This window comes from Corynebacterium sp. LaCa_70 (assembly GCF_058182015.1).
The window spans coordinates 1,582,645-1,609,602 of record NZ_CP190914.1; the positions used below are offsets into that span (position 1 = coordinate 1,582,645).

The window sequence follows — 26,958 nt, forward strand, 5'->3', positions numbered from 1 at the left end:
TTCCGGAAAATAGAGGTGAAATTAGAATCGAATATTGAATTGGGAGAGGAATCCACGAAGCGGCTGCAGGAAGTCCAGCCCGTTTGTGCCCTGGAACAGAATCTTGCCGACGCCAGTGATCAAGCCAATCACCCCGCCGATTGCGGCCAGCGTCTTGAACAGATCCCCAACGCTCGAGCTTCCCTGTACGCCGTCTTTGTCGACCCCTGGGTTCTTGGTATCACCAGGTACCTTCGGGGCTGGAGTCTTCGAGTTCCCTGGTTTTTCAGGTGTCTTTTGCTCTGGGGTTTTCTGCTCAGGTTGCTTGTCTTCTGGCTGCTCCTTTTCAGGTGCCTTGTTGTCCGGTTTCTTGTCCTCAGGAGTTGTACCCTCCGGCAATTTAGGATCCTGTGGCTGGCTATCTGGTTTCTTTCCAGCACCAGGCTTGTTACCAGCGTCGGGTTTTGCGCCTTCCCTTGGTTTGTCACCTTCGCCAGGTTTGTTTCCGTTCTCCGGTTGTTTTGGCTGCGGTTCACTGCCATGGTCCGGCGCGCCGTCTTCCGGTTTCTTCTCCGGTACTGGTTTGTGCGGTGCCGGTGCTTCCGGGGCTGGAGAAGGCTTTGGTTCAGGGGTTTCTTCTTCTAATGAAGGCGCTGCATCGACGGTGATGTGTTTTTGCGACGATGCGTCACCTTCAAATCCCACGGTAATCACATCCCCCGCTCTCGGCACATATGGCCCAGGGATCTGGATAGTGAAATCAATGATCTCTGGCCGGTCCGTCTGTTTGTTCGTAACCGTCGTCTTTCCAGACGTCGCCTGGGCCTTGAAAAAGGCAGAAACAGTGCGGGTTTGCCCAGGGGTGTGCAACCACGCTTGTCCTTTGACCGCGGTGTCACCAGCTTTCACGGGGTACAAGTAGATACTGTCGAGGCTCTTCCTCGCAGAATCCCCTGCAGCACGATCGCCTCTGTCTTGCGCAGGTTCGCCTGCCGAGGCGTATGCATGCAGCAAACCGATATTAATTGTTTGATTAACGTAACCGAGCTCTTCAGCGACTTTATTCAGATCATCGGGAGAAAGTGCCTTGACTTGTTCAGCGCTGAGTTTGCAGGCGCGGCGCAAGTGCTCATCCAAGTGGCCCTCAATATTGCGAGTATCGAAATCGCTGCCTTTTTGCAGCTGCGCACATCCCAGATGCGCATCAGAAGCCTGAGCAGTAGGAGTCACCATGGGAGCTGCAATCGAAACCGACAGAACTGCACTGGCAAGCACACGTTTATTAAGCATGCGGGAGTTACCTTTCAGGAAAACAATGAACCGTTCGGACTGCATCGTCCTTGGCTAACTCTTCCACTGGCGTCGTGATGTCATTCTTAGGGTTTTGCCAGGTAGAAAGTTCTTCCAAAAGTCTCTGCGGTCGGTTGCAAGAAACTAGTCAGCAAAAGATTCATTTGTCAAAAGCATCGATCTAGCTGCAGTTTTACCCCTAATAATAACCTGATAATCCTGGGAAAATCATTCCTTTGACATGCGATAATACTGGTACAACAAGACCGGAGCACCCTAGATAAGGACACTCCGGTCAGTTAGGTCTCACTAATTCAAACTTGCACGACGTGCTTTACGACGAACTCACGTGCCGCCGCGACAGCTCGCTAGAACTTAATGTTAAATTGCGCGAAGAAATCACGAATCGACTGCACGAAGTTCGCGCTACCCGACCCCAGGGTCAAAAGCTTAACGACGCCAGAAATTAGTCCGGTCGCACCACCGAGAGCTGCGAGGATTTTGAAGAGATCGCCGATAGTGGAGCTACCTTGCAGCATATCTTTATCGACCTCAGGATTCTTTCCATTATCACCGGGTAGCTTTGGATCCTTCGGGGTATTTTCTGGCCCCTTTGGAGCTTCTGGTTTCTTACCTGCGCCAGGGGTTTCGCCTTCCGGCTTTTGGTCTCCTTCTGGCTTAGGTTTTTCGCCTTCCGGCTTTGGCTGGTCACCTTCAGGTTTCTGCCCTGATTCAGGCTTCGAGTCCTGCTGGCCATCTTCCGGTTTTTGGTCAGCCCCTGGCTTTGAGTCGTCCCCGCCTGGAGCTGGCGTATTCGGTGCCGGGTTCGGCTCCGGCAGAGGCTGCGGCGCAGGCGTTTGCTGCTCGGCTGAATCCGATCCTAAAACTGTAATCACCTGCTGTTTTGTTGGTTCACCCGCAGGACCAATTTGAATTTGATCACCAGCCATTGGCGAGTGCGTACTCGGAATCATGATCTCAAACTCAACAAGTTCAGGCACATCAGAACTACTCTTTGATACCGAGGTGCTAAGCAGATGCACTTGCCGCATAAGCAGCGCGGTGATTTTCACCGTTTCCTCAGGCGCCTGCAGCCCAATTCGGCCAGTAATCTTAGTCGCACCCTCTTTCACAGGGTCGATTTGTAGTACAGAGACCTGTGACTGTTGAGATTCCCCTGGTTGCATAGTGACGTTCTGCGCATGGGCAGCCGGGGATACAACAGGAGCAATGAGGGAGGCGGACATAATAGCAGCCGCAAGCACACGCTTATTAAGCATTCGAGAAACCTTTCAGGACAAACCAGTAGAAATTGAGATGAACGATCCCGAAGCCTAAAACAAATAATTTTTATTGCACCACCCGCGAACCTGGAGCAGTAACACATTGAATTAGGATTCGTTAATGGATGTTCAATTCCAAAACAAAGTAAGCCACAATTGCTATTCGTGGTCAAGCACAATGCTTAAATATTCAGCGTGAAAGCTGCATTAGGCCAAGTCTATGACTTTTGTGATAACGCTCGTCACAAGAAATTACATGTACACGGCTCTAACGTCTGCACCTAACCACCGCGGTTACTAGGAAGCAGTCCTTACTGTGATCGACTGAATCTCTGCGGGGCTTCCAACTGGTCCAATCTTAACCTGATCCCCTACCCGCAAATGCAATGATTCCGGCACGCCAATTTCGAAGGTCACTACTCCTGCTGCATCTGCCTCAGACTTACTGACAATAGCTTCACCAAATAGCGAGCGTGGGAAAAAGGCTGCAATCTTCTGCTCCGAAACCCCCTCGGGCAGTTTCACTTTCCCGGTTATTGTCTGAGCTCCAACGACGATATCGTCGACAAGAATCTGCGTCTGCTGCGCTTGTGCACCATTATCTGCGCTATCCGCGCTACTTTCCTCACCACCTGACCCGTCCGCTTCAACCAGCAACATAGCACCACCGTTACGAATGCGCTGTGGTGTCGGTGCACCCTCGCCCGTATACACAAACACCTGATGATGCTCCCGTAGCTGTAGACCTTCCGGAACCGGGATTTCGAATTTCACAGTTTCCGCCTTTCCCGGGTTTTTCTTCTTCGCAGTAACCGTGACAAAGTTACGACCTGGAAGCGCTGCGCTAACTTTCTGCTCGTCCTGATCTGCCTGGAGATACACCGTACCGGTCACGGTCCGGGCTCCAGCTTTGATGCGGTCTACGCTCACACCGGTCTGGTTGTCACGATCATGGTCGCCGGCTCCTCCACCGTTTCCTGACTTATCAGTGTTTTGGTCAATGGTCCCGGCTGCGGCTCGCACTAAAGCCGGGTTGAATCCTTCCTTGGAAATTCCCAGTTCTTCAATAACTTGAGTGAGTTCGGAATCCGACAATTGGGAAATCTCAGCGACCGATAACCCACACGACACTTTCAAATGCTTGGCGACGACAATCGAAGAGGTTCCCCGAAAGCCAGCGTCTTCAGCCACTGTCTTGTCGCAACCGAGGTGTTTCGGCGCTGTTGTCGCTTGCGCTACCGAGCTAGCGCCGGGAATGACGATAGACAGAGACAAAACGGCAGCAGCTACGGCACGTTTATTGATCATGATTGGCACCTTTCAAGGCAATACAACGGAATTGGGCTGATCATTCGTGAACAGATGCCGTAGGTATTCGCCTGGGCGCTTACATTCCTAGGATTCTGCCAGCCGGTTATTTCATCCAACCACTTGAATGATCGATTGCAGAAACTTAGTGCGCCGTTTATTTGGTTGTCAAAAACACCTATCTAGCTGTAGTTTTCTATATAAAAATATACTGGCAATCCTGTCCACTTATAGGGAGCCAACACGGAACCTGCTGGCAACAAAACGGGATAATAGACAAAACCGGGACCCTCATGAATCGAGGTGCCCCGGTCAGATTACAAAGTCACTGACAAACGGCAGTGACTACTTTTGGCTTACGCTACTGCGCTGAACCTTAGATGTGAATGTTGAACTGCGCCAAAAATTCACGGATTGGCTGCAAGAATGGCACGCCACCCAAGTTCTGGTTTAGCAAGTGCGCGACGCCAGCTACCAGCGCAGCCAACCCACCCAAACCAGCTACAGCGGCAATCGCTTTGCCAGCATCCGAGCTGCCCTTGGAAGACAGATCGTTACCTGGTTTCTTCTTACCTTCTTCGTCGTTGGCACCCGCACCTGGCTTCTTGCCTTCTTCTTTATTAGCACCGTCGCCGTTGTCAGCTACGTCAGCTGGCTTCACAACGATGGTCTGACCAGGTCCCTCACCGGTTTGTGGGTTGATCGTGTTCGGTATAGGAGTAACAAAGACTTCGTCGCCAGCCTTCAGCTCAACGCCTTGTGGCACTGCGATCTTGAAGTCAACCGTGGCAGCCTTAGCCGGTGCCTCTACGGTGATCTTTTCACCTGCACCACCTGGGAAAGTAGCGGAAAATTCGTAGTTCTTCTCGCTTGGGTATAGGCGAACTGTTCCGGTAATCTCTTTGTCACCGGCTTTGATGTCATTCACCTGAGGTGCAACGGTAAACTGCTCGGCTTCCTTCTGGTCTTTCACCTCGGCATCCTTCGCGGCACCACTCACTACCGCTTTATTAATGCCATTGATCTTTTCTTCAGAAAGCGAGTTGCCATCTTTGTCCTTGAGCTCTTGAGCGACCTTCTTCAGCTCATCAACGCTCAATTTCGAAATTTCGTCAGCGGACAGGCCACAGTTTTTACTCAAGTGCTGCGCAACCACGATCGAAGCAGTACCATCAAAATCCTGCTTCAGCTGGAATGCCTGCTCACATCCCAGGTGCTCAGCAGCCTGTGCAACCGGTGCGACAGTAGGGACAACGAGAGATACAGACAACGCGGCAGCGGCCAGAACGCGCTTGTTGAAGTTCATGAAGAAACCTTCCGAGACAAAATACCAAGAAAACAAAGACTGGCAACCTTTAAGAGCAAACCCCTTCTGCAGCCCGATAGGCTACAGAAACGCACTGACACGCAACACAATGCGCTAAGTTTGTTCCGATGTAATTTCCAGCCTGCGCTCAGGCTAACTCCCACCCCAAACGAAAGTCAATATTTTATAACGAAACCGCGAACCATCCACCCCCATCTGTCGACCTGCAGGCAGCAAGCGCACGGCCTGGGCGCGCAGGGCCCGCAACCGCAAGCACCAGCTGCGGGCTACCGGTTACCCGACTAGCTATTAGCCCTCGTAGGTTGTGTAGTCGATATAGCCTCGCTCGCCACCGACGTAAAAGGTGGACTCATCCGGCTCATTCAGCTCCAGGCCTTCTTCCCACCGGCGTACCAGGTCTGGGTTGGCAATAAGCTGACGACCGACCACCACAGCATCCACGTGCTCCAGTTCCAGCTCGCGTTCCGCATCTTCCTTGGTGGTGACGCTGCCAAAACCGTCGTTCATCAGTACCTTGGTCACACCGTTGGCGCGGGCTTTATTCGCCAAAGTAGAAATCAGCTCGCCTTGTGGCTCCGCGTGCAAAAAGGACACATACGCCAGGTTCAATGGGGCGATTGCATCCAAGAGGCCACCATAGGTTGCCACCATGTCTGCTTCGTCATCTTCCACAATTCCTTGCACAACGTGCGCAGGTGAGAAACGCACACCTACGCGGTCAGCGCCAATTTCCTCGACGACGGCACGGATAACCATCTCCGGCAGGCGCCACCGGTTTTCCGGGCTGCCACCAAATTCGTCGTCACGCTGGTTGGCGTTCGGCGCCATGAACTCGTGCAACAGGTATCCATTGGCATTGTGGATCTCCACACCATCAACGCCGGCGTCGATAGCCCGGCGCGCAGCGGCGCGGAATTCCTCGACGATCCGTGGGAGTTCTTCCGCCTCCAACGCACGTGGGACTGGCGCCTCCATCTTGCCGGAAAAGCCGCGGACGTCACCGCCCCAGTCCAGCGCACTTGGAGCTTCTGCTTGGGCACCGTCGATAAGATCCGGGTGGCTCGTTCGCCCACCGTGCATGATCTGCATGAACAAGACACCGTCAGCTGCGTGCACTTCGTTGGCGACTTCGCGCCAACCAGCTGCCTGCTCATCATCAACAATGCCGGCCTGGCCCGGGAATGCGCGGTTCGTCCACGCAGGGAACGCCCCCTCCGTAACCACGAGCCCGGCGCTAGCGCGCTGGGAATAGTACTTCTTGTGCAGCTCACTCGGCACACCGCTGTGGCCTGCGCGCTGACGGGTCAACGGCGCCATGGTCACGCGGTTTTTCAAGGTATAACGACCGAGTTCCAAAGGACTAAATAAAGTTGCCATGACAACTACAACAGCGTGCAGCATAGCTTTATTCCAACCCCGCCTGACGTGCCCATTCACCTGGTAATGTTTAGTCATGAAACTTCCGGGCCTAATCTGTGATCTCAACCAAGTAGACACCAACGCCGCCGACATGGTTGCCCGCGCGAACGGAACACCAATCCGCTTGGCGTCGAAATCCATCCACATTCCGGAGTTGCTGCGCTATGTGCTGGACAAGCCGGGGTTTTCCGGCATCCTTGCCTATAGCCTTGCCGAGGCCATCGATTTGGTCCGCGACGGCATCAGCGACGACATCCTGGTCGCCTACCCCAGCACCGACCGTGCGGCATTCGCAGCACTGGCAGCCGATGACACGCTACGTCGCGCGATTACCATCATGATTGACAGCCCAGATCACCTCGGTTTTCTGCCCACAAAGACGACAGGCAGCGCCCCTTTCCGAATCTGCATCGACGTCGACGCATCCTGGAAACCCCTCCCCGGAATCTACTTCGGCACCCGCCGCTCCCCCATTTACCGACCCAGACACGCAGCTCGCGTCGCCAAGCAGGTGCGTGCACGCCCGGATACGAAACTTGTTGGGATCATGATGTACGAGGGCCACATCGCCGGTGTTCCCGATACCTCGTGGGCCATCAGGCTCATGAAACGCCGGGCCCGGCGCGCCCTGGCAGGACGACGCGCGCGGGTAGTGCAAGCAGTAAGCGCAGGTGGTCAACTGGAATTAGTCAATGGCGGCGGCACCGGTTCGTTGGAATCCACATGCGCGGAAGAGGTAGTGACGGAAGCTGGTGCCGGGTCGGGCATCATCATGCCTGCGCTTTTCGACGACTACGACTGCCTGCGCGACTCGCCTGCCGGGCCCGCACTGTGGTTCGAGCTTCCCGTGGTGCGCACATCGGCGAAAAACATCATCACTGTTGCTGGCGGCGGGCGCATAGCTTCGGGGACGGCCCACCCGAATCGCCTGCCGCTGCCTCCCGACGGCCTGCGCTACCTCTGCACTGAAGGCGCCGGAGAGGTCCAAACCCTGCTGAAAGGCACGGCCGCACAGGATTATCAGCTTGGCGACGCCGTGCGCTTCCGCCACGCCAAAGCCGGGGAAGGTGCCGAGCACGCTAACCAGGTGACCGTCGTGCGTGGCGGGACAGTCGTTGACCGCTGGCCTACCTACCGAGGATTAGGACGGTGCTACCTATGACTGCACACAACCCCAACGCGACGACGAACACGAATCGTTGGACCAACTGGGCCGGGACGCAGACCGCACGCGCCCGTCTGCAGCAACCGAGCTCTGTCGACGAACTCACAGAAGCTATCCGGCGCGGTGCCAGCAGCGGACAACTGCTGCGCTGGCGAGAAAATGAACCCTAGGCCAGCTGCACGGCAACGCTCACGCCATCGAGCACGCGGTAGACATTGGCACTGCTGTCGCCGCTGTCGCTGTCACTGCTGTCACCATCCAGCGGCTCAGTAACAACCTGCAGATCAGTAGCCAATACCTCACCTGCGATGTGCTCGCGGTGGCGGTGGGCCCATTCTTCTTTGTCTGCTGGAACCGACAGCGTGGCGGTAATGCGATCGCTGACCGCAAAATCAGCAGCCTTACGCGCATCCTGGATACCGCGGATCACATCAGCTGCCCAGCCCTTGGCTTCCAGTTCCTCAGTCACCGTCATATCCAACACCACCAGGCCTTCCCGGCCCGCGATCTGCGCTGTGGAATCTGGATCCGCTGCTACCAGGCGCTCGGTGTATTCGCCTTCACGCAGCTCGACGCCGTCGGCAAGCACCAGATCGCCAGAACGCTCATAATTGCCGGCCTTCACAGCCTTGATCGCGCGCTGCACGTCCTTGCCCAAACGAGGGCCAGCGACCTTCGCGTTAACGACGACCTCAAAACGGCCCACCGCATCCACATCATCGGTCAGCTCTACGTCATTGACATTGACCTCATCGCGAATGATGTCCGCGAAATCAGCCAACTGGCCAGACTGTGGCATCGCCACCAGTAGCTTCGGCAACGGCAGACGGTTACGCAGCTTATTCGCCTTGCGCACCGACGATGCTGCAGAGCACACCGCGCGGGTGTAGTCCATGGCATGCACCAACTCGTCGTCGGCAGGCAAATCACTGGCAGCGGGGAAATCAGCCAGGTGCACCGAACGCTTCCCCGTCAGACCGCGGTAAATAACCTCCGCAACGTGCGGCAACAGCGGGGCTACCGTGCGGGAAACGATCTCCAGCACCGTGTACAAGGTGTTGAAGGCCTCCGGGTTGGCCTCGTCGCCTTCCCAGAAACGATCACGCGAACGACGCACGTACCAGTTGGTCAGCGCATCAGCGTAGATGCGCACGGCCTCGGTGGCATCGGCAATATTGGTATTCGCCAATGCCGTATCGATGGCGTCGACAAGATCGTGAGTCTTGGCCAAGATATAGCGGTCCCGCACATCGCTAGATTCCACCGACCACTGCGCTGGCTTGCTGGAATACAGCTGCAGGAAGGTATAAGCATTCCAGATCGGCAAAATCGCCTGCCGCACACCATCGCGAATGCCCTGCTCAGTAACAATCAGGTTGCCGCCACGCAGGATCGGGCTGGACATCAAGAACCAGCGCATCGCATCCGAACCGTCACGGTCAAAGACCTCATTCACGTCCGGGTAATTGCCCTTGGACTTCGACATCTTCAGCCCATCATCGCCCAGCACGATGCCGTGGGCAACGACCTTCTTAAACGCCGGACGATCAAACAACGCGGTGGACAGCACATGCAGCAGGTAGAACCAACCGCGGGTCTGGCCGGAATACTCGACAATGAAATCCGCCGGGTTGTGCGACTCGAACCATTCCTTGTTCTCGAATGGGTAATGCTTCTGCGCAAACGGCATAGAACCAGACTCAAACCAGCAGTCCAGCACATCCGGAACGCGGCGCATGGTGGACTTGCCCGTCGGATCATCCGGGTTCGGGCGCGTCAGCTCGTCAATATCCGGGCGGTGCAGCGAGGTTGGGCGCACCCCGAAGTCACGCTCCAGCTCGTCCAGCGAACCGTAGACGTCGACACGCGGGTACTCCTCGCTATCAGAAATCCACACCGGAATCGGTGCGCCCCAATAACGAGAGCGCGAAATATTCCAGTCGCGGGCGCCTTCCAACCACTTACCAAACTGGCCATCGCGAATGTGCTCCGGGATCCACTCAATCTCATTGTGGTTGAGCTCCACCATGCGGTCGCGGAACTTGGTGACGGCCACGAACCACGCTGGCATCGCGCGGTAGATCAACGGCTGGCCCGAACGCCACGAGTGCGGATAGGAGTGGACAATAACCTGGTGGCGCAGCACGCGGCCGGTCTGCTTGAGGTCACGGATGATGTTCTTGTTCGCATCAAAGACCAGCTGGCCCTGGTAATCCGGCACATCCGCGGTGAATTCGCCGTCGGCATCCACCGGGATCACCAGCTCGATATCTGCTTCCTGGCACGTCAACATATCGTCTTCACCGAAAGCTGGAGCCTGGTGGACCACACCAGTACCGCCGTCGGTAGTGACGTAGTCAGCCGCCAAAATCTGGTAGCCGTTTTTCAGGTTGGGGAAGTAACCGAAGATCGGCTCATAAGTAAAGCCCACCAAGTCCGCACCCGGCAGCGAGAGCACCACCTCATGATCTTTGCCCAATTCCTTGGCATAAGCATCACGGAGGTCGTCGGCAAGCAGCAACAGCTTGCCCACAAATTCCTCCGAGCCGCTCTCGCCCACCCGCACGACGGTGTAGGTGACCTTGGGGTTAACCGCCAGCGCGGAGTTCGACGGCAGCGTCCACGGGGTCGTCGTCCAGGCCACGGCTTCTACGTCACGGAAGATCGGGTTGTCTGCCAGCGTCTTTTCCGCAGCAGAGCCCGCGCGAGTGCCCGTCAGTGGGAAAGAGACAGTCAACGAAGGATCCTGGCGTTCCTTATAGGAATCATCCAGGCGCGTCTCCTGATTCGACAACGACGTATGCTCTGCCCAGGAATACGGCAACACGCGGAAGCCCTGATAGATCAAGCCCTTGTCATAGAGCTCCTTGAACGCCCACATGACAGATTCCATGAACTCGATGTCCATGGTTTTGTAGCCGTTGTCAAAATCAACCCAGCGCGCCTGGCGGTTGACGTAGTCTTCCCACTCATCGGCGTATTTCAGCACCGACGTCGCGCAGACCTCATTAAATTTCTCCAGCCCCATCTCTTCGACCTCATGGCGCTGGTTAATACCCAACTGCTTTTCAGCCTCCAGCTCAGCGGGCAAGCCGTGGCAGTCCCAACCGAACACACGCGGGACATAATTACCAGCCATAGTGCGATAACGCGGGACGATGTCTTTGACGTAACCGGTAAGCAGGTGGCCATAGTGCGGCAGGCCGTTCGCAAACGGCGGGCCATCATAAAAGATGTATTCTGGCGCGTCCTTACGCTGCTCCAACGAAGCCTGGAAGGTCTGATCATTCTTCCAATAATCCTGGACGATGCGCTCCATCGCCGGGAAATTATTGCTGCCGTCGGTCATATCGACCTTCGGGTACACGCTGCCGACAGATGCGGCGGTTTGCTGATCTGGGGTGTTATTTTCAGCCACGGTTTCTCCTTCACGCACGAAATTTCGCGGTGCAGGGACGCCAATTCAGCGCGGTACCACCCTGCTTGAAAACGTGCCAGACGTTTTCCACTTCGTTGTGGTGAAGGTTTTCACCTTGCGGCCCGGTTCTAATAAGCACTTAAGCGCCGTTCTTCCGGAAAGCTCCCCGGTGATGGCCGGATCATCGCAACGAAAACTAAGCCTACTATTTTTTGCGCACAACGTCGACAAGCAACAGCAGCAACGCCACCCCACCGCCGCCGAACAGCAACGCCAACCAGACGCCCGCGCCCGTCGCCAAGAACAAGACGAGACCTAGGAAGGCCAGAAACGCCAATATGAGCACCGCTAGCATCATGGTGTCTGTAATCCCCGACTTTCCTGCTTGCTAAGCATTACCTGTGTGATTTTTTTAGCAATAATTCCATTATGCCACTGGACACATGATGTGGCACCGTGGAATTGCACGCGCATCATCGCAGCGTTGTCGACCATCCGGTAACCATCCAACGGCCATTCCAGCCGTTTTGCAGAAATTGGCCCGGTGGTCAGATAATTTTATACAACCGATTTATGCGTCACTGCCTTAGTTTAAGGATAATTCCCATGAAAATTGCATTATTTGCTACTTGCATCGTCGACGCGATGTACCCTCGGGTGGCACTGGCGACGGCAAATATTCTGGAACGACTCGGCCACGAGGTCATCTTCCCCGAAGGTCAAGCCTGCTGCTCCCAGATGCACGTCAACAGTGGCTACCTCAAAGACGCTTTGCCCGTGGTACGCAACCACGTCTCCGCGTTCAGCAAAGCAGACTACGACATTGCCGTAGCCCCATCCGGCTCCTGCGTTGCTTCCCTGCGCCACCAACAGCCAATGGTCGCGAACAAAAACGGTGACCGGAAGCTCGCCGAACGCGCCGCCGACATCGCCGGCAATACCTACGAGCTTTCGCAATTCCTGCGCGATATCGAAGGCATCACCAACGCCGCCGAGCAACTCGGCTCCTATTTCCCGCACACCGTGACCTACCACCCGTCCTGCCACGGCATGCGACTATTGCGCCTGGGCAGCCGCCAGCCGGACCTGTTGGAAACCGTCGGCGGCATCAACGTCGTGGAATTACCAGACAAGGAAGAATGCTGCGGTTTCGGAGGCACCTTCTCCATCAAAGACCCCGGCGTTTCCGGCGCCATGGGTGAACAAAAAGTGCGCAATATCGAATCCACCGGGGCCGAAATGTGCACCGGCGGCGACGCATCCTGCCTGATGCACATTGGCGGCATCTTGCACCGCCAGGGCTCGACAACTCGCACGCTGCACTTGGCAGAAATTCTGGCCTCCACCCGCGACAATCCGTGGAACCCAGACACCGCCGACGAACTTTCCATCCCGCAGGAGGCGAAATAATGAGTACCGTCGCTTTGGGAATGCCCGCCTACGGCCAGGGCAATATCAATCTTTCCACCCCGTTCCCCGCTTCTGCCAAGCACCAGATGCAAAACACGCAGATGCGCAAAAATATCCACCACGCCACCCACGCGATCCGCGCCAAGCGCAACAACGTGGTCGGCGAGGTTCCGGACTGGGAAGATCTGCGCAACGCGGGGTCTGCCATTAAATCCAACGTTATGGCCAACCTGCCGGAGCTTCTGGAACAATTCGCGAAGAACTTCGAGGCCGCCGGAGGTCACGTGCACTGGGCACGCGATGCCAAGGAAGCCAACAAGATTGTCACCGAGCTGATCCGCGAGACTGGCGAGACGGAGGTAAACAAGATCAAATCCATGGCCACCCAAGAAATCGGCCTGGATGAATACTTGGAAGAACAAGGCATCACCGCCACCGAGACCGACCTGGCGGAGTTGATCGTGCAGCTCGGCGAGGACAAGCCCTCGCATATTCTGGTGCCTGCGATCCACCGCAACCGCGATGAGATCCGCGAGATCTTCAAAGAAAAAATGCCCGAAGCCGGCGACGACCTGACCTCTGAGCCAGCCGTTTTGGCCGAGGCCGCCCGTCGCCACCTGCGCAAGCGCTTCCTGTCACGCAAAGTCGCGGTCTCTGGCGCGAACTTCGGAGTGGCCGATACCGGCACCCTGTCCGTCGTGGAATCCGAAGGTAACGGCCGCATGTGCTTGAGCTTGCCGGAAACCCTCATCACCGTGATGGGTATCGAAAAACTCATTCCCACCTTTTCTGACCTCGAGGTCTTTTTGCAGCTGCTGCCGCGCTCTTCCACCGGGGAGCGCATGAACCCCTACACATCTTTGTGGACCGGCGCATTCGACGGTGATGGCCCAGAAAACGTGCACGTCGTGCTGCTGGACAACGGTCGTTCGGCCGTGCTGAACGACGAGGATGGCCGCTCTGCGCTGCACTGCATCCGCTGCTCGGCGTGCCTGAACGTCTGCCCCGTCTATGAGCAAGCTGGCGGTCACTCCTACGGTTCGGTCTACCCCGGCCCGATCGGCGCCATCTTGTCGCCACAGCTCACAGGTATTACCTCGGAGCAAAACGCGACCCTGCCGTTTGCATCCTCGCTATGCAACGCTTGCTACGACGTCTGCCCGGTGAAAATCAATATCCCGGACATCCTGGTACACCTGCGCTCCAAGGCCGTCGACGAGCAATCCGGACCATCGCAAATGGCCGCGCTGATGAAAGCCGCCAGCGTTGTCATGGGCTCCGGCCAAGTCATGAAACTCGTCGAACGCGGCTTGCCACTGAGCCGCATCGTCGCCGGACGTTCCGGAACCATCGGCTGGCTACCGGGCATCGCGGGCGCGTGGACGTCGCAACGCGATATTCCGAAGCCACCGAAGCAGGCCTTCCGCCACTGGTGGGCGAAAAACCGCGGAAACACAACGGAGGCGGAATCCTAATGGACCAGACATACCAGTACAGCGACGCAAAAACGGAAATCTTTGCGCGCTTGCGCAATTCACTCAGTGACCACCCTGCCCCACCTGCCGTACCACGCGAATACCGACGCGTCGGCGAGCGCACTGGGGCCGAAGTTGTCGACGTGCTCATTGACCGCCTGGAAGACTACAAAGCCAATGTGTATCGCGATGATCTCGCGTCCTTGCCGGACCGCATCAGCGCATTACTGGAAGATCGCAGCTGTGTGATGCCGTCCGGAGTATCGGAAAAATGGCTGCCGGACCGCGACTTCATCGTCGACCACGCTGATCAGCCGCTGACCATCGATGATCTTGATTCGATCGACACCGTGTTGACCGGTTCCACCGTCTCCTGTGCCGACACCGGCACCATCTTCTTGTCCGCGCAGCCCAACGAGGGCCGCCGCGCAATCACGCTGGTGCCCGACCACCACATTTGCGTCGTGTTTGAAAAAGACGTCGTCGATCTGGTGCCGCAAGCACTGGAAGCTATCGAAGGTACCCGGCCGATCACCATGATCTCCGGGCCTTCGGCAACCTCCGATATCGAGCTGGAACGCGTTGAAGGCGTGCACGGCCCACGTCGCCTGGACATCATCATCGTTGCCTAACTAGGCCGGTGCACTGCTAGGGCCCTGTTGGGGGTGCCTCGGCCGTGTGGGTAGGTGGGCCGTGGCGGTGGCATTCGGCCACGTTGTGCCTTTCGGCCCCACTTCGGCAATACTGCCAACAAACTATTAGCCCATTCACAGGTTATTTTTACTGTGGGTTAGGCTGGTAAGTGATCTGCATTAATTGCAGATAGCACTGCCGCCTAGCCCACTTTTTGCGTTTCTAGGCACCTGCCGGTGACCACGCCGCGGGCAGTTGGCGGCAGTATGTGAGCACTGTGCGAACACTGGGATGTACTGAACCTGATAACACAGCACTGAATAGAGAAAGAGAAGAATATGAGTGCAGGAGTCGTAGGCTTCGCCCTGATCTTGCTGGTGGCGATCATGCTCGCCGGTAAGTATCTACGCGTGAAGCTGAAATTCTTACAAAAAATTCTGTTGCCCAGCAGCATCATCGCCGGAATCCTGGCGTTGGTGGCGGGTGATCAGGTCATCGGCCGGCTTGCCGACGTCATCAACTGGGATTGGCTGGCCGACGGCGGCTTGTTTACCGAAGACATCTACACAGTTTGGTCGAGCCTACCCGGGCTGCTGATCTCCGTCGTTTTCGCGACACTGTTTTTGGGCGCGCGAATTCCGAAGCCGGGCCGCGTCGTCAAGCTTGCCGGACCACAGCTTTCAATTGGTATCGCCTACGGCTCCGGACAATACGTCGTGGGTCTGTTACTCGCGGTGCTGATCCTGGCGCCGCTGTTCGATGTCGACGAGAAATTCGGCGCGTTGATCGAGATCGCCTTCGAAGGTGGGCACGGCACCGCTGCTGGTATGCAGCCAGCCTTCGACGACGTCGGTATGCCGGAAGCCACCGACTTGGCACTCGCCATGGCTACTGTTGGCCTGGTGGCAGGCATCATAGTCGGCATGGGCTTTCTGAACTGGGCCGTGCGCAAAGGCAAAACGCAAGTCATTAAAAACATCGACCAACAATCCGAATCTGAGTTGCAGGGCCTGTACACCTCCGACGAGCAGGTCTCGGCCGGTAAGCAAACTGCGCGCCCGAACTCCATCGAGCCACTGACCCTGCACATGGCCGTGGTCGGTGTGGCCATCATCATCGGTTGGTTGCTCCTGGAGCTGATCACCTGGATCGAAAACATGCTGTGGGGCCAGCCTGATTCGGTTTTCGTCTCCGAAAGCGATGGCACAACCTTGCTGGGTTATATCCCACTGTTCCCACTGGCAATGATCGGCGGCGTTATTGTACAGCTGTTCTTGGACAAGACTGGACGCACCGAACTAATCGACCACGAAATGATGAAGCGTATCCAGGGCTTGGGCTTGGATCTGTTGATTGCTTCTGCCCTGGCGACGATCTCGCTCTCCGTGATCGCGGACTACTGGCAGGCCTTCGTATTGCTCTCCGTCGTCGGCATCCTGTTCAACGTCGCCATTCTGTGGTTCTTCACCCCACGCGTGATCCCAGAATTCTGGGTAGAGCGCGGCGTCGGCGACTTCGGCCAGTCCATGGGTGTCACCGCCACCGGATTGGCGCTGCTGCGCGTAGCAGACCCAGACGAGAAGTCTCCGGCGTTGGAGGCTTTCGGCTACAAACAGCTGGCCTTTGAGCCATTCTTTGGTGGAGGTTTAATCACCGCACTGTGTATCCCAGTGATGTTTGCGGTTGGAAATGTCTACGTCATCCTGATCCCGATGGCAATCGTGTTTATCATCGCGCTTGTCGCTGGCATGGTGTACAAGAAGGGCGTGGACAAAGGTAAATGGAATGATCCTGCGGTCGAAGAACTACAGGGAGAAAACGCTTAACACGCCGAACAAACGCATGCCCCGTGCGGGGCATCGCCAAAGACAGAAGAAGTGCCTGCAGGAAAACCTGCAGGCACTTTATGGTTCTCACCAACTCCTAGCCCGAGTGGCCGCTAACGCGTTATAGCAGATAATCGTTGGCTAACGCTCTACGGCCAGGACGGCAGCCATTACTTATTATTGGACTTGATGTCGCCGCTTGGGGCTGCAGAGCCGCGAGCCTCAAGCTCTTCCAACTGGGATTCCAGCATGGTGCGCAGACGAGTGCGGTACTCGCGCTCGTAGGTGCGCAGATCCTCGATACGAGCTTCCAATGCCGTCTGCTGCTGCTTGACGGTATTCATAACCTCGGTGTGCTTCTTTTCAGCATCCGCGCGCAATGCCGCGGCCTTCTCGTTGGCTTGACGCAGCTGTGCTTCCGCACGGGATTCTGCATCCGAGGTGGTCTGCTCCGCCTTCTTCTCAGCATCCTGCACCATGGTGCGGGAGCGGGTCTCCGCGTCATTCAGCTGCTTCGTGGACTTCTGCTGAGCATCGTCAACCAAACGCTTCGCTTCAGCTTGCGCCTCAGACAGCTGCTTTTCGGAGCTAGAGCGAGCATCATCCAACATTGCCTTGGATTCAGCCTGAGCGTCGGAAGTCAGACGGTCCGCCATCTCCTGCGCCAAGCCCAAGACCTTAGCGGCCTGCATGTGGGTAGCAGGGGTAGCCATGCCACTCGCGTCCGCGGTGGCCTGTGCTGGCGCGTCAGCTGCAGGCGCCTGCTTCGAGGAAGCTGCGGCGTTGGCCGGCTTCTCCGCAGCGGCGGACTTGGAAGCAGCCTCTGCCGACTGGCGAGCCTGTGCCAATTCCTTCTTGGTAGCTTCGTGCTCCGCTTTCGCCTCATTTGCCGCAGACTGTGCCTTATCGGCGGCCTTACGGGACTCGTTGAGCTTTTCGTCGTATTCTGCGCGAATTTCTTTTTCAATCTTCGAGCGTAGGTCAGCTTCAATCTCTGAGCGAAGCTTGGACTCATCAACCGAAGAAGACTGGGAAGCGGCAGCACCGGCACCAGCACTCGCCGAAGACTTGTTATCGGCTTCGTCGAGAAGCGAGCGCAACTCGTCATTTTCATCCTGCAGCTGAGCCAGGGTGTCCTCAACTAAGTCGAGGAACTGATCCACTTCGTCCTCGTTGTAGCCTCGTTTGCCAATGGGTGGCTTGTTAAACGCAACGTTGTGGACGTCTGCTGGTGAAAGTGGCATTGGCACTCCCCTTCTTACTTAAGTGACGGCCCCGCGAATGCGGGCGAGACCTAGTAGTTACGAAAATCTCATGCTTTGTATTAACGATATTAAATTTATCTGACTCGCCTGCTTCTATCAATCTTACAACGCAGGTAATACCTGAAGAATACCTTTGCTAGTGATTGCAGAGCCAGATTCGTCGCGGCTTGTCATGTGCTAGAGAGCAGCAGCGCCCGCACCAGCATGCTGGCCACCATGAGCAGCAAGAACAGCACCAAGACAGACATATCGACGGCGACGCCACCGGTACGCAACGGCGGAATCACCCGACGCAACGCTTTGACCGGCGGATCCGTCAGCATAAATAGCACTTCGGCGATCATGATGAACCACCGCGGTGGCTGGAAAGTCCGGCCAAAGGACTGGATCATCTCAATGATGATGCGCCCAACCAGGACCAACGTATACAGCCGAATGGCAACGAGAAGAATTACTCCGAGCATTATCACGGGCGCCTACTTTACCTGATCACTAATGGGTGGAAACCTGGTTCTAGCTTGTCGACGCCACAGCTGACTGAACGCCACGGTTCACAAACACTGCGGCAGTCATCCACAGCAGTTACCGCAAGCCTGCGGCACGCTCCAGATCAATACTGGTGACCTGTGCTTGTTCCGGAACAATCGCAAAAATCTTACGATCAGTATCCAATTTAGCGGTGACGTTTTTCATCTGTCCGCGCAAAGCGAAACACAGACCTGCAGAGAAGTCAATGATGCGCTTGGCGACACCACGTTCAGCATCCGTAATCTCGAACACCACGACATCACCATCGCGGAATGCCTCCCCCATCTTGCGGGCTTCGTCATAGCTCACCAGCGACAACGCCACCACACTCGGGGTTGGATTTACCGCCGGACCTGCAGCCGGGGCAGCTTGGTAGCCGTCATAACTACGCGCACGGCCAGGCGCCGGTGCCGCTTCGGGTTCCCGCAATGGCTCGCGGTCATACCCATAATCGCGACCGGCAACTTCCCGACGCGGTGGCACATCACGGTAACCGCCATCGCGGGCGTCGTCACGCATGGGAGCATCCCGGTAGCCGTCGCGTCGGTCATAGTCGGCGGCTTCTTCATACTCATAATAAGCGTCGTCTTCTGGCCCAAAGAAGAATTCTTTGGCAGAGCGCATGATAGACATTGGCTTTCCCCTTGTGTGTTTAACTAGTCATCTAAATTTTCTCGAAGCCGTACGAAGCCGCTACTGTACGTATCCGCTGCTTAAAAAGCTACTGGTCGCGGCCCCATTATACCGGTACCGACACGCACGATGTCACTGCCAGCAGCGACTGCTTTATCCAGGTCAGCTGACATTCCGGCGGACAAATACAACCTGCGGCCGAACCGTGCAGCAAGCTTGTCGCACAACTGCCGGGCATCGGTAAATACCGCAGCGGCATCAGCATCTAATGGCGGCACCACCATAACGCCAGCCAGCGATAGCCGATCCAGCTTTTCGACGCGCGCGGCCAGTTCTTCTAAGTCCGTGGCAGGCAGCCCGCCACGAGAGGTGTCACCATCGGCAGAAAGCTGCAAGTATACGGGAAGCACAAACTCTGCATCGCGCTGTTCGCGTTCGATTGCCAATCCGACGCCACGATCGAGGGCGTCGGCAAGCTTCCGCGAATCCAGCGAATGCACACTGTATGCCCAGCGTGCGACGGAATTCGCCTTTTTCGTCTGTACCTGGCCGATCACGTGGAAACGTACATGCGGCAGTTTTTCCGCTTTGTCGCGGGCTTCTTGTTCCCGGTTTTCTGCCACGTCCAATTCTCCGAGCTCAGCCAAAGCGGCAATGGCTGCAGTCGGGTGAAACTTCGTCACGGGCAACAGGGTGATTTCTTCCGGCGTGCGGCCATGTGCACGGGCTGCCTTCGCGATCAGTTCTCGGGTGTGTGCGAGATTCGCTGCAAGCTGTGCCTGGTCTAGGCCCGACTGTGCGCGCTCAATGTCATCAGACATAATTACTTCCCTGTCAACCAAATCACGCCAGCTTGCCGTCCAGTGCGGCCTTCCCGGCGGTACGAAAAGAAGTCTTTCTCAGCGATCGTGCACCGTGGATCCGCCTCAATCGCAGTCACGCCTAACCCCATGAGCTGGCGCACCAGCCCGGCACGAATATCGAGTCCGGTAGTGCCCTGCGTCGTCGTTGTGCGCGCGCCCGGCAAGTGCTTTTCTACATCTGCCGCCATGGCAGGCGGAACTTCGTAGTTTTTCCCACTGGCCGCCGGACCCAATAAAGCCTGAATAGCGTGCGGCCCCGCACCAAGCTCACGCATCTTTTCCACGGTGCGTGGGACAATCCCGTTGCGCGCGCCCATCCTGCCAGCATGCACGGCCGCACAAACGCCAGCGTCCGGATCAGCCAGCAGAACCGGCACGCAATCGGCCACCAGCACACCCAAAGCCAAACCGGGCACCGTCGTCACGACAGCATCTGTAACGGCGATCGGTTCCGCGCTGGGTTCACGCACCACGGTGACAGTATTGGTGTGCAACTGCTCCATCCACTGGATGTGCTCTAGCCCCAACACGCGGGCAAGCCGTGCACGATTGTGCGCAACCGCGTGCACATCATCACCCACGTGATCTGCCAGGTTGAACGAGTCAAAAGGTTCCTGCGATACCCCGCCTTTCCGCGAGGTAAACACCATGCGTACAGGGCGCTTGTCGACGTCGGCAGGCGCAGGTACAGCTGCGCCACCCGTGCCAGATTCGGAGGAATCATCAGAAGCCATAAACAAGCCTAAGCCTTAGCGCATGAAATCTGGTACGTCGAGATCATCGTCTGGCTCGGCAGCATGCTGTGGCTGACGAGGCTCCGGAGCGTCGTGGAAACGCTCGTTGGAGGTAAACAAGCCACCTGAACGGCTGGTCTGTGTCCGCGGCTTTTCCCGCTCGCTGAACAAAGATCCACGTTCTGGGCGTGCTGGCTGCGGCTGGGAAGCCTGCGCTTGCGAGCGAGCAGCATTATCAGCGGCCGGGCCGCGCTGCACTTGTGCACCAGACTGCGCGGTTACTTCCTGCTTGCCGTATTCATCCTGCAGGTTCGCTTGGGCATCGAAGCCGGTAGCAATGATGGTCACGCGGACTTCATCACCCAAATTGTCGTCGATGATGGTACCGAAGATGATGTTGGCATCTGGATCCGCCTTTTCTTCCACCATGGTGGAAGCCTGGTAGACCTCTTGCAATCCCAGATCCGAGCCACCAGCAATGGACAACAGCACGCCCTTGGCGCCTTCCATCGTGGATTCTAAAAGCGGAGAGTTAATTGCCTGTTCCGCGGCAGTCATCACACGTTCATCGCCACGAGCAGAACCCACACCCATCAGAGCAGAACCAGCCTCAGCCATAACGGAGCGCACATCGGCAAAGTCGACGTTGATCATGCCCGGAATGGTGATCAGGTTGGTAATACCCTGCACACCGTTGTGCAGTACTTCATCGGCGGCCCGGAAAGCTTCCATCATGGATAGGTTGGCATCACCCAACTGCAGCAGACGATCGTTCGGAATGACGATCAAGGTATCGCACACTTCGCGCAGCTCAGCGATACCAGCCTCAGCCTGACGGGAACGGCGCGCTCCTTCAAATTTGAACGGACGGGTAACGACGCCGACGGTCAGCGCGCCCATCTTCTTCGCAATATTCGCCACGACTGGTGCAGCACCCGTGCCGGTTCCGCCGCCCTCGCCTGCGGTAACGAACACCATGTCGGCGCCGCGCAGGGTCTCTTCCAATTCGGACTTGGAATCTTCTGCAGAGCTGCGGCCAACCTCTGGGTTCGCACCAGCACCCAGACCACGGGTGGCTTCACGGCCAATATCGTGCTTGACGTCGGCATCAGAAAACAGCAGCGCCTGCGAGTCCGTGTTAATCGCGACGAATTGGACCCCTTTGAGTCCCTCTTCGATCATGCGGTTCACTGCGTTGACGCCGCCGCCGCCAACGCCAACGACCTTGATATCAGCAAGGTGATTGTTAGGTGAGGTCATAAGAGGTTTTCCGGCCTTTCAGGTTCTGCTTTTCGTCTAGTCGGTCGTTACTGCGTGCGAGTTACTTGACTATCTTGATTGACACTTATGTAATTTTGGCGCATATTTCCACGCGTGTCGAACACCTAAACCTTTACTTTAGGGTACTGAACTGGGCTTTCGGCCTAACCTTACGGGCGATCACCCCCTGCGATCACCCCCGAAAACTCCGGTGCGCCATCCGCACTCCAACGCTAGCGAACAGTCACCAAACTTGGGTTGGAAATATCCCAGTGCTGACCTTCCCGGTGAATCACGTGTTCTAACGCTGCTGCCTTCTGTTCGTTCGCATCATCGACACCCCAGTAAATCGTGCGGCCATCATGCAGCCGTAACTCCATGGCATGCGAGGATTTCACTTCCAGAGACGCGATTTCTCGACGAATCGGATCCGACACGGTGGCGATCGCAGCGACTGCAGCATTGACCGCGGCCTCATCCTCTACTTCGCCGGTGATCTCCACGGCCTCATCCGGCGGCGTATCAATCAAAAAAGCATGCCCTTGGTGATCGATCAGGTGCGCACCATCATCATGTTCGACGAACCCAACAACTTCGCGTTCGGTGACCGCGATATCCACCGTCGAAGGGAAATGCCGGGACACAGTTACTCCCCGCACCCATGGTTGCTTCGCAATGCGACTCGCCGCACCCGAAGCATCAATGCGCAGAAGGTTATCGCCTTCGGCAATTCCACTGTCTGCAAGCACCGTCTCCGCACTCACACGCTCAGCGCCGGAGACCTCAATGGAATTAACCCGAATTACGGGAAAAATCCAGACCACCACAGCGGCCAGCAGCACAACCGCCACCACCGCAACAACAGATAAAGTCAGTGGTTTCTTCCGCACGACTAGCTACCGGCCTGTTCCGTATTCTCTCGCAGATGCTGCAAAATCTCAGGTGCTACAACCGTGACCGACCCCGCACCCATCGTCAACACCAGATCATGCGGGCCGGCAAGCGAAGCCACCGTTTCTGGAACCGCCGACATGTCAGGCTCATAACGTACGGTGACAGACTCCTCCATCGCGTTGGTGATAATGCGGGAGGTCAACCCCTCCACCGGGGTTTCTCGGGCACCGAAAATATCCAAGACCACGCAGGCGTCGGCAAGCGAAAGCGCCTGGGCAAACTCCTGATAAAACTCTCTGGTCCGCGAATACAGATGCGGTTGGAAACAAGCGATCACTTTGCCGCCTTGGGCTTCTGCCAACACCTGTTCACGCGCTGCCGTCAGCACCGCCATGACTTCCGTGGGGTGGTGGGCATAATCGTCGTAGACCTTCACCCCGTCGAATCGGCCGCCGTCGACCGCGCCGTGATATTCAAAACGCCGACGCACCCCGGCGAAACTAGCTACCCCCTCGGCCAATTTCTCGGGATCGACACCAGCGGCAGTGCCCGCCAAAACCGCGGCCACCGAATTCAACACCATGTGGTAGCCCGGGATCTGCACTAGATAATCCAACGACATCGCAGACTCTTCGGTGCTTCCCACTCCACGCGGCACCCGCAATTGCAGCCACACGCGCGTACCAGCTGCCAACACTTCCGTTGCAGTCACCTCAGCCACCAGGAGCCTGTCGACCTCCGGCGAGCGGGTCTGCGAAGCAGTGCCATAGCCCAACACCGTAATACCGCGCTGCGCGCACGCTACCGCAAGATCCGCAGTGTGGGCGTCATCCAGGCATGCCACCAGCACACCGTCGTCGGCAATAAGCTCAGCGAAATCACGGAACACCTGGAAGTAATTGTCCGCAGTGCCGAAGTAATCTAAATGGTCCGGCTCGATATTGGTCACCACCGCGATCGACGGACGGTAACGCAAAAGCGATGCGTCCGACTCATCTGCTTCTGCAACGAAGATATCCCCGGTGCCGTGATGCGCATTGGTACCAGCACGGTTCAACTGGCCACCAATAGCAAAAGATGGATCCACACCCGCGCCCTGCAATGCGGTAACCGCCATCGACGTCGTCGACGTTTTCCCGTGCGTCCCAGCGATCAACACCTGGGTAGAACCATCCATGAGCTCCGCCAACAGATCCGAGCGACGGATCACCGGGATGCCATGCTCAGCCGCAGCACGCAATTCCGGATTATCTTTCGGGATTGCCGCAAACGACGTCACCACAACCGTCGGCAAGCTCCCCGACAACTCCAAATTTTCAGCGTGGTGTCCGATGGCAATCTCCGCCCCCATCGAACGCAGCGCGCGCACCGGGCGGGAATCTTTCATATCCGAACCAGACACCGTGGCTTCCCGCGAGAGCAAGATCCGGGCTACACCCGACATTCCTGCGCCGCCGATCCCGACTAAATGCACCCGCGACAGATCGACCGTGTCGGGGTTCGTATTCAACTCTGCATGCATGTCTGACACGAGTGCTCTCCTAGTTAGTAGAATCAGGTGTTCTTATCGCCGGGCGCAGTTATTTTTGCGCATTCTTATTACCGCGCATTTTTAGTATCGTTCGCGGGCGCGGATTCTTCCTCCGGGTCCTCAGCAGGCGCATGCCGGGAAGGATTGACTGAACGATCGAAGATGATGCGCTCAGCCAGCCGCCACGCAGCGTCTCCTTGTTCGCTCGCGGCAGCCGCAGTACGCATCTGCCGGTAGGTTGCGTCATCGCCGAGAATCGAGGTCACGGCGTCATGCATCACATCCGGCGAGAATTCCGCATCATCGATTTTGCGCGCAGCGCCCTCGGCAACGACAGCCTCACAATTGAGCCCCTGCTCACCATTACCATGTGGCAGAGGAACATAAATCGCAGGCAACCCGGAGGCAGAAACCTCGGCAACGGTCATCGCACCGGAACGGCAGACCACCAGATCCGCGACCGCCAAAGCTGCCGCCATGTCCTCGATATACGGCAATGACACATAATGCGCATGTTCACGCGGCGGCTCGTTTTTCTTTCCATACGCATGCAGTACCTGATACCCGGCGTCGACAAGCCGGTCGATGCTGCCAGCCACCGCAGCGTTGATTGACGCTGCCCCTTGCGAACCACCCGTCACCAAGATGGTCGGGCGATCTGTCACGAGACTAAACAACTCCCGGGCACGGGCAGCTTTCTCTCCACTGGGGTCCCCGCCTGCCAACTGCGGGCGCACTGGGATCCCGACAATATCGCCTTTCATGCCGGATCCTTCGATAGCGTTAAAGCCGGTACCACCCAAGCGCACACCCATTTTGTTCGCCATCCCAGCCAACGCGTTAGTCTCCAACACATAAAACGGGATACCCAAGGATTTTGCCGCCAAATACGCCGAAGCAGACACATACCCGCCAGTGCCAAACACGGCATCGGCGCGGTTTTTCTTGAGAATCTTTCGTGCCTGCCGGATCGAACGCAGCACCTTAAACGGCAACGCGAACAAATCCGCATTGATACGTCGCGGCACTGGCACTGGGGTAATCAGTTCTAAAGGAAAGCCACGGGCCGGAACAATATCGCTTTCCAGCCCGCGGGAAGTACCCACCGCCAGAACCTTTGCGCCGTAACGGTTGCGCAGCACCTCACCGACAGCCAAGGCTGGCTCAATATGTCCGGCCGTGCCACCTCCCGCGAGGACAACGGTCAGTGCCGAATCGGTCGTTGACGCCATGTTCCTGGTTGGCCTTTCTGGTTCGGGTGCGAGTGCGAATGATTGTGTGCGCTACGCGCGCTGGCGCTGGAGGCCGTACGCGACCGGGATGTCACCGCGGTGCCGAAGCGCTGGTCCGCTCGCCGCTGCTCCGGCCGCGTCTGTTGCGGGCGCCGTGCCGGCTGCCGCCGACCACTACGCTCCCGGGAGCGCTGGCCACCGGCTGCCGCGCGGGCGGAAGCAACGGCGACCGTAGGCTCAGGAATCATCAGCACCCGGTCGAACAGTGGGCGGCCGTAGCTTTGCATGTACGACACTGCCTCTGGTTCATGCCGGGCCACCGACGCCAATAAGCCCATCGCGCCGAGCGTGACCACGGTGGAGGTACCGCCGGACGAAATCAGGGGCAGCTGCACACCGGTCATCGGCATCAAGCCGATCACATAAGAGATATTATAAAACGCCTGTGATGCCACCGTAGCGGTCAAGGTAGCCGCCAGTAGCGACTGGAATTGATTTTGCGCGCGCATGGCGGTACGCAAACCAAAAATTCCCAAGATCACGAACATCAGGATGACCAGCACACCGCCGAATAAGCCAAGCTCTTCGCCGATGATGGCGAACACGAAGTCATTTTTTGCCTCTGGCAAGTAGAACCACTTCGCGCGCGATTGGCCAATGCCGACTCCCGTCAGCGACCCGTCCGCCAGGGACAGAAAGCCCTGGTAGCTCTGGAATGCCGAGCCCCGGGTGTCGGTGAAGTTGCCGGTAAACGCACCGAAAAACGTCGTAAAGCGTTCCCCGCGGTAGCCGCCGCCCAAGAACACAAAGATCAATCCAACGAAAGCGCCAGTGACCGCCAGCGCGATCACGCGCCAGTTGATGCCCGCAAAGAACAGGGTGAATCCAACAACCACAGCGAAAGTCATCGCCACACCAAGGTTGCCTTCGGCGATCATCGCGCCAAAAAACACCATCGAAATCAAAATATAGATAACGAACGGATTATTCAGCCGCACTTCGCTCAGAGTGCGCGGCGGGCGTTTGTTGGCCAGGCTCAATGCACCAAACATGGCAACCGCGATGCGAGCAATCTCCGAAGGCTGCAGGCGAATCGGCCCCAGGACAATCCACGATTGCGAACCAACCTCGTTACGCCCCACACCGATACCGGGGACGAAAACCAACATGGTCAAAATACCCGCGAAGGCAAGAAACCACGGGGTAAGCCGCTTGACGGTACTAAACGGAGTACGCAGCGCCAACCAAAACGCCACTAATCCCAACACAACATAGAAGGTTTGCCGGAAAGCTTGCGCCCACACGGTATTACCTTCGATGACCGACCAGGTCATGGTCGCCGAAAACGCCATGACGACACCGATGCCGACTAACACAAAAATGGCGATGCGCAGCATCAAGTAATCCAAGCCAGGATGCTTGGGCATAACCAGCTTCCAGTTACGCAAGGTACGTCGGCGTCGTTGCGGGGTTTGTGTGGCCATG

The 26,958-nt window shown here is 57.0% G+C and carries 23 protein-coding genes; 6 read left to right on the forward strand and 17 right to left on the reverse strand.

Features of this window, described 5'->3' with window-relative positions:
- Positions 1-21: 21 nt before the first annotated feature.
- The 5 genes from ACP8MI_RS07205 to ACP8MI_RS07225 all read right to left on the reverse strand — a co-directional run bounded on the left by ACP8MI_RS07205 (position 22) and on the right by ACP8MI_RS07225 (position 6,564).
- Positions 22-1,269 (reverse strand): hypothetical protein, encoded by a 1,248-nt coding sequence (locus ACP8MI_RS07205; RefSeq protein WP_249605926.1) that lies wholly within the window; start codon positions 1,267-1,269, stop codon positions 22-24.
- Between the two features lie 368 nt (positions 1,270-1,637).
- Positions 1,638-2,549, reverse strand: a complete 912-nt coding sequence (locus ACP8MI_RS07210) for a hypothetical protein (RefSeq protein WP_490290629.1) — start codon at positions 2,547-2,549, stop codon at positions 1,638-1,640.
- A gap of 300 nt (positions 2,550-2,849) precedes the next feature.
- Positions 2,850-3,860 (reverse strand): hypothetical protein, encoded by a 1,011-nt coding sequence (locus ACP8MI_RS07215; RefSeq protein WP_049149381.1) that lies wholly within the window; start codon positions 3,858-3,860, stop codon positions 2,850-2,852.
- 376 nt (positions 3,861-4,236) lie between these two features.
- Positions 4,237-5,166 (reverse strand): hypothetical protein, encoded by a 930-nt coding sequence (locus ACP8MI_RS07220; RefSeq protein WP_049149379.1) that lies wholly within the window; start codon positions 5,164-5,166, stop codon positions 4,237-4,239.
- A 309-nt stretch (positions 5,167-5,475) separates the two neighbouring features.
- Positions 5,476-6,564, reverse strand: a complete 1,089-nt coding sequence (locus tag ACP8MI_RS07225; RefSeq protein WP_490290630.1) for an alkene reductase — start codon at positions 6,562-6,564, stop codon at positions 5,476-5,478.
- A 76-nt stretch (positions 6,565-6,640) separates the two neighbouring features.
- On the opposite strand from ACP8MI_RS07225, the gene ACP8MI_RS07230 reads away from it, so the two are divergent.
- Both ACP8MI_RS07230 and ACP8MI_RS07235 read left to right on the forward strand, forming a co-directional pair.
- Positions 6,641-7,768: an alanine racemase gene (locus tag ACP8MI_RS07230; RefSeq protein ID WP_425654256.1), complete on the forward strand. Its 1,128-nt coding sequence runs from the start codon at positions 6,641-6,643 to the stop codon at positions 7,766-7,768.
- Entirely contained in the window at positions 7,765-7,941 is a 177-nt protein-coding gene (locus ACP8MI_RS07235) for a hypothetical protein (RefSeq protein WP_161797450.1), read from the forward strand. The genes ACP8MI_RS07230 and ACP8MI_RS07235 overlap by 4 nt, the downstream gene beginning before the upstream one ends.
- On the opposite strand, the gene ileS is transcribed toward ACP8MI_RS07235, so the two are convergent.
- Both ileS and ACP8MI_RS07245 read right to left on the reverse strand, forming a co-directional pair.
- Entirely contained in the window at positions 7,938-11,120 is a 3,183-nt protein-coding gene (ileS, locus tag ACP8MI_RS07240) for an isoleucine--tRNA ligase (RefSeq protein ID WP_249606548.1), read from the reverse strand. The two genes, ACP8MI_RS07235 and ileS, sit on opposite strands and share 4 nt — an antisense overlap.
- 274 nt (positions 11,121-11,394) lie before the next feature.
- Positions 11,395-11,547, reverse strand: a complete 153-nt coding sequence (locus tag ACP8MI_RS07245) for a hypothetical protein (protein WP_018120517.1) — start codon at positions 11,545-11,547, stop codon at positions 11,395-11,397.
- Between the two features lie 248 nt (positions 11,548-11,795).
- Here ACP8MI_RS07245 and ACP8MI_RS07250 point away from each other — a divergent pair, with 248 nt between their 5' ends.
- The 4 genes from ACP8MI_RS07250 to ACP8MI_RS07265 all read left to right on the forward strand — a co-directional run bounded on the left by ACP8MI_RS07250 (position 11,796) and on the right by ACP8MI_RS07265 (position 16,533).
- Entirely contained in the window at positions 11,796-12,599 is an 804-nt protein-coding gene (locus ACP8MI_RS07250) for a (Fe-S)-binding protein (RefSeq protein ID WP_284576247.1), read from the forward strand.
- The gene (locus tag ACP8MI_RS07255) at positions 12,599-14,074 is read left to right on the forward strand and encodes a LutB/LldF family L-lactate oxidation iron-sulfur protein (protein ID WP_018120514.1); all 1,476 of its coding nucleotides are present in this window, start codon (positions 12,599-12,601) and stop codon (positions 14,072-14,074) included. The genes ACP8MI_RS07250 and ACP8MI_RS07255 overlap by 1 nt, the downstream gene beginning before the upstream one ends.
- Complete coding sequence (locus ACP8MI_RS07260) at positions 14,074-14,706, forward strand: LutC/YkgG family protein (protein ID WP_018120513.1); 633 nt, start codon at positions 14,074-14,076, stop codon at positions 14,704-14,706. The genes ACP8MI_RS07255 and ACP8MI_RS07260 overlap by 1 nt, the downstream gene beginning before the upstream one ends.
- Before the next feature lie 339 nt (positions 14,707-15,045).
- Positions 15,046-16,533, forward strand: a complete 1,488-nt coding sequence (locus tag ACP8MI_RS07265) for a sodium/glutamate symporter (RefSeq protein ID WP_239212161.1) — start codon at positions 15,046-15,048, stop codon at positions 16,531-16,533.
- A gap of 170 nt (positions 16,534-16,703) precedes the next feature.
- Here ACP8MI_RS07265 and ACP8MI_RS07270 read toward each other — a convergent pair whose 3' ends face one another.
- The 10 genes from ACP8MI_RS07270 to ACP8MI_RS07315 form a co-directional block, all read right to left on the reverse strand.
- The gene (locus ACP8MI_RS07270) at positions 16,704-17,777 is read right to left on the reverse strand and encodes a DivIVA domain-containing protein (RefSeq protein WP_018120511.1); all 1,074 of its coding nucleotides are present in this window, start codon (positions 17,775-17,777) and stop codon (positions 16,704-16,706) included.
- A 191-nt stretch (positions 17,778-17,968) separates the two neighbouring features.
- Positions 17,969-18,262 (reverse strand): YggT family protein, encoded by a 294-nt coding sequence (locus tag ACP8MI_RS07275; protein WP_018120510.1) that lies wholly within the window; start codon positions 18,260-18,262, stop codon positions 17,969-17,971.
- A 118-nt stretch (positions 18,263-18,380) separates the two neighbouring features.
- Entirely contained in the window at positions 18,381-18,959 is a 579-nt protein-coding gene (locus ACP8MI_RS07280; protein WP_018120509.1) for a cell division protein SepF, read from the reverse strand.
- Between the two features lie 80 nt (positions 18,960-19,039).
- Positions 19,040-19,780, reverse strand: coding sequence for a YggS family pyridoxal phosphate-dependent enzyme (locus tag ACP8MI_RS07285; protein WP_490290631.1), 741 nt, complete (start codon positions 19,778-19,780; stop codon positions 19,040-19,042).
- Between the two features lie 2 nt (positions 19,781-19,782).
- Complete coding sequence (gene pgeF, locus ACP8MI_RS07290; RefSeq protein WP_082148416.1) at positions 19,783-20,556, reverse strand: peptidoglycan editing factor PgeF; 774 nt, start codon at positions 20,554-20,556, stop codon at positions 19,783-19,785.
- Positions 20,557-20,571: 15 nt separating this feature from the next.
- Positions 20,572-21,816, reverse strand: coding sequence for a cell division protein FtsZ (ftsZ, locus tag ACP8MI_RS07295; protein WP_018120506.1), 1,245 nt, complete (start codon positions 21,814-21,816; stop codon positions 20,572-20,574).
- Positions 21,817-22,049: 233 nt separating this feature from the next.
- A complete protein-coding gene (locus ACP8MI_RS07300; protein WP_018120505.1) occupies positions 22,050-22,706 on the reverse strand; it encodes a cell division protein FtsQ/DivIB in 657 nt (218 codons plus the stop codon).
- A gap of 2 nt (positions 22,707-22,708) precedes the next feature.
- Positions 22,709-24,220: a UDP-N-acetylmuramate--L-alanine ligase gene (murC, locus tag ACP8MI_RS07305; protein WP_174232069.1), complete on the reverse strand. Its 1,512-nt coding sequence runs from the start codon at positions 24,218-24,220 to the stop codon at positions 22,709-22,711.
- A gap of 89 nt (positions 24,221-24,309) precedes the next feature.
- A complete protein-coding gene (gene murG / locus ACP8MI_RS07310; RefSeq protein ID WP_284590033.1) occupies positions 24,310-25,473 on the reverse strand; it encodes an undecaprenyldiphospho-muramoylpentapeptide beta-N-acetylglucosaminyltransferase in 1,164 nt (387 codons plus the stop codon).
- On the reverse strand, positions 25,446-26,957 hold the full coding sequence (locus ACP8MI_RS07315) for an FtsW/RodA/SpoVE family cell cycle protein (protein WP_239658391.1): 1,512 nt from the start codon (positions 26,955-26,957) through the stop codon (positions 25,446-25,448). Before ACP8MI_RS07315 ends, murG begins: the two co-directional genes overlap by 28 nt.
- Position 26,958: the final 1 nt, after the last annotated feature.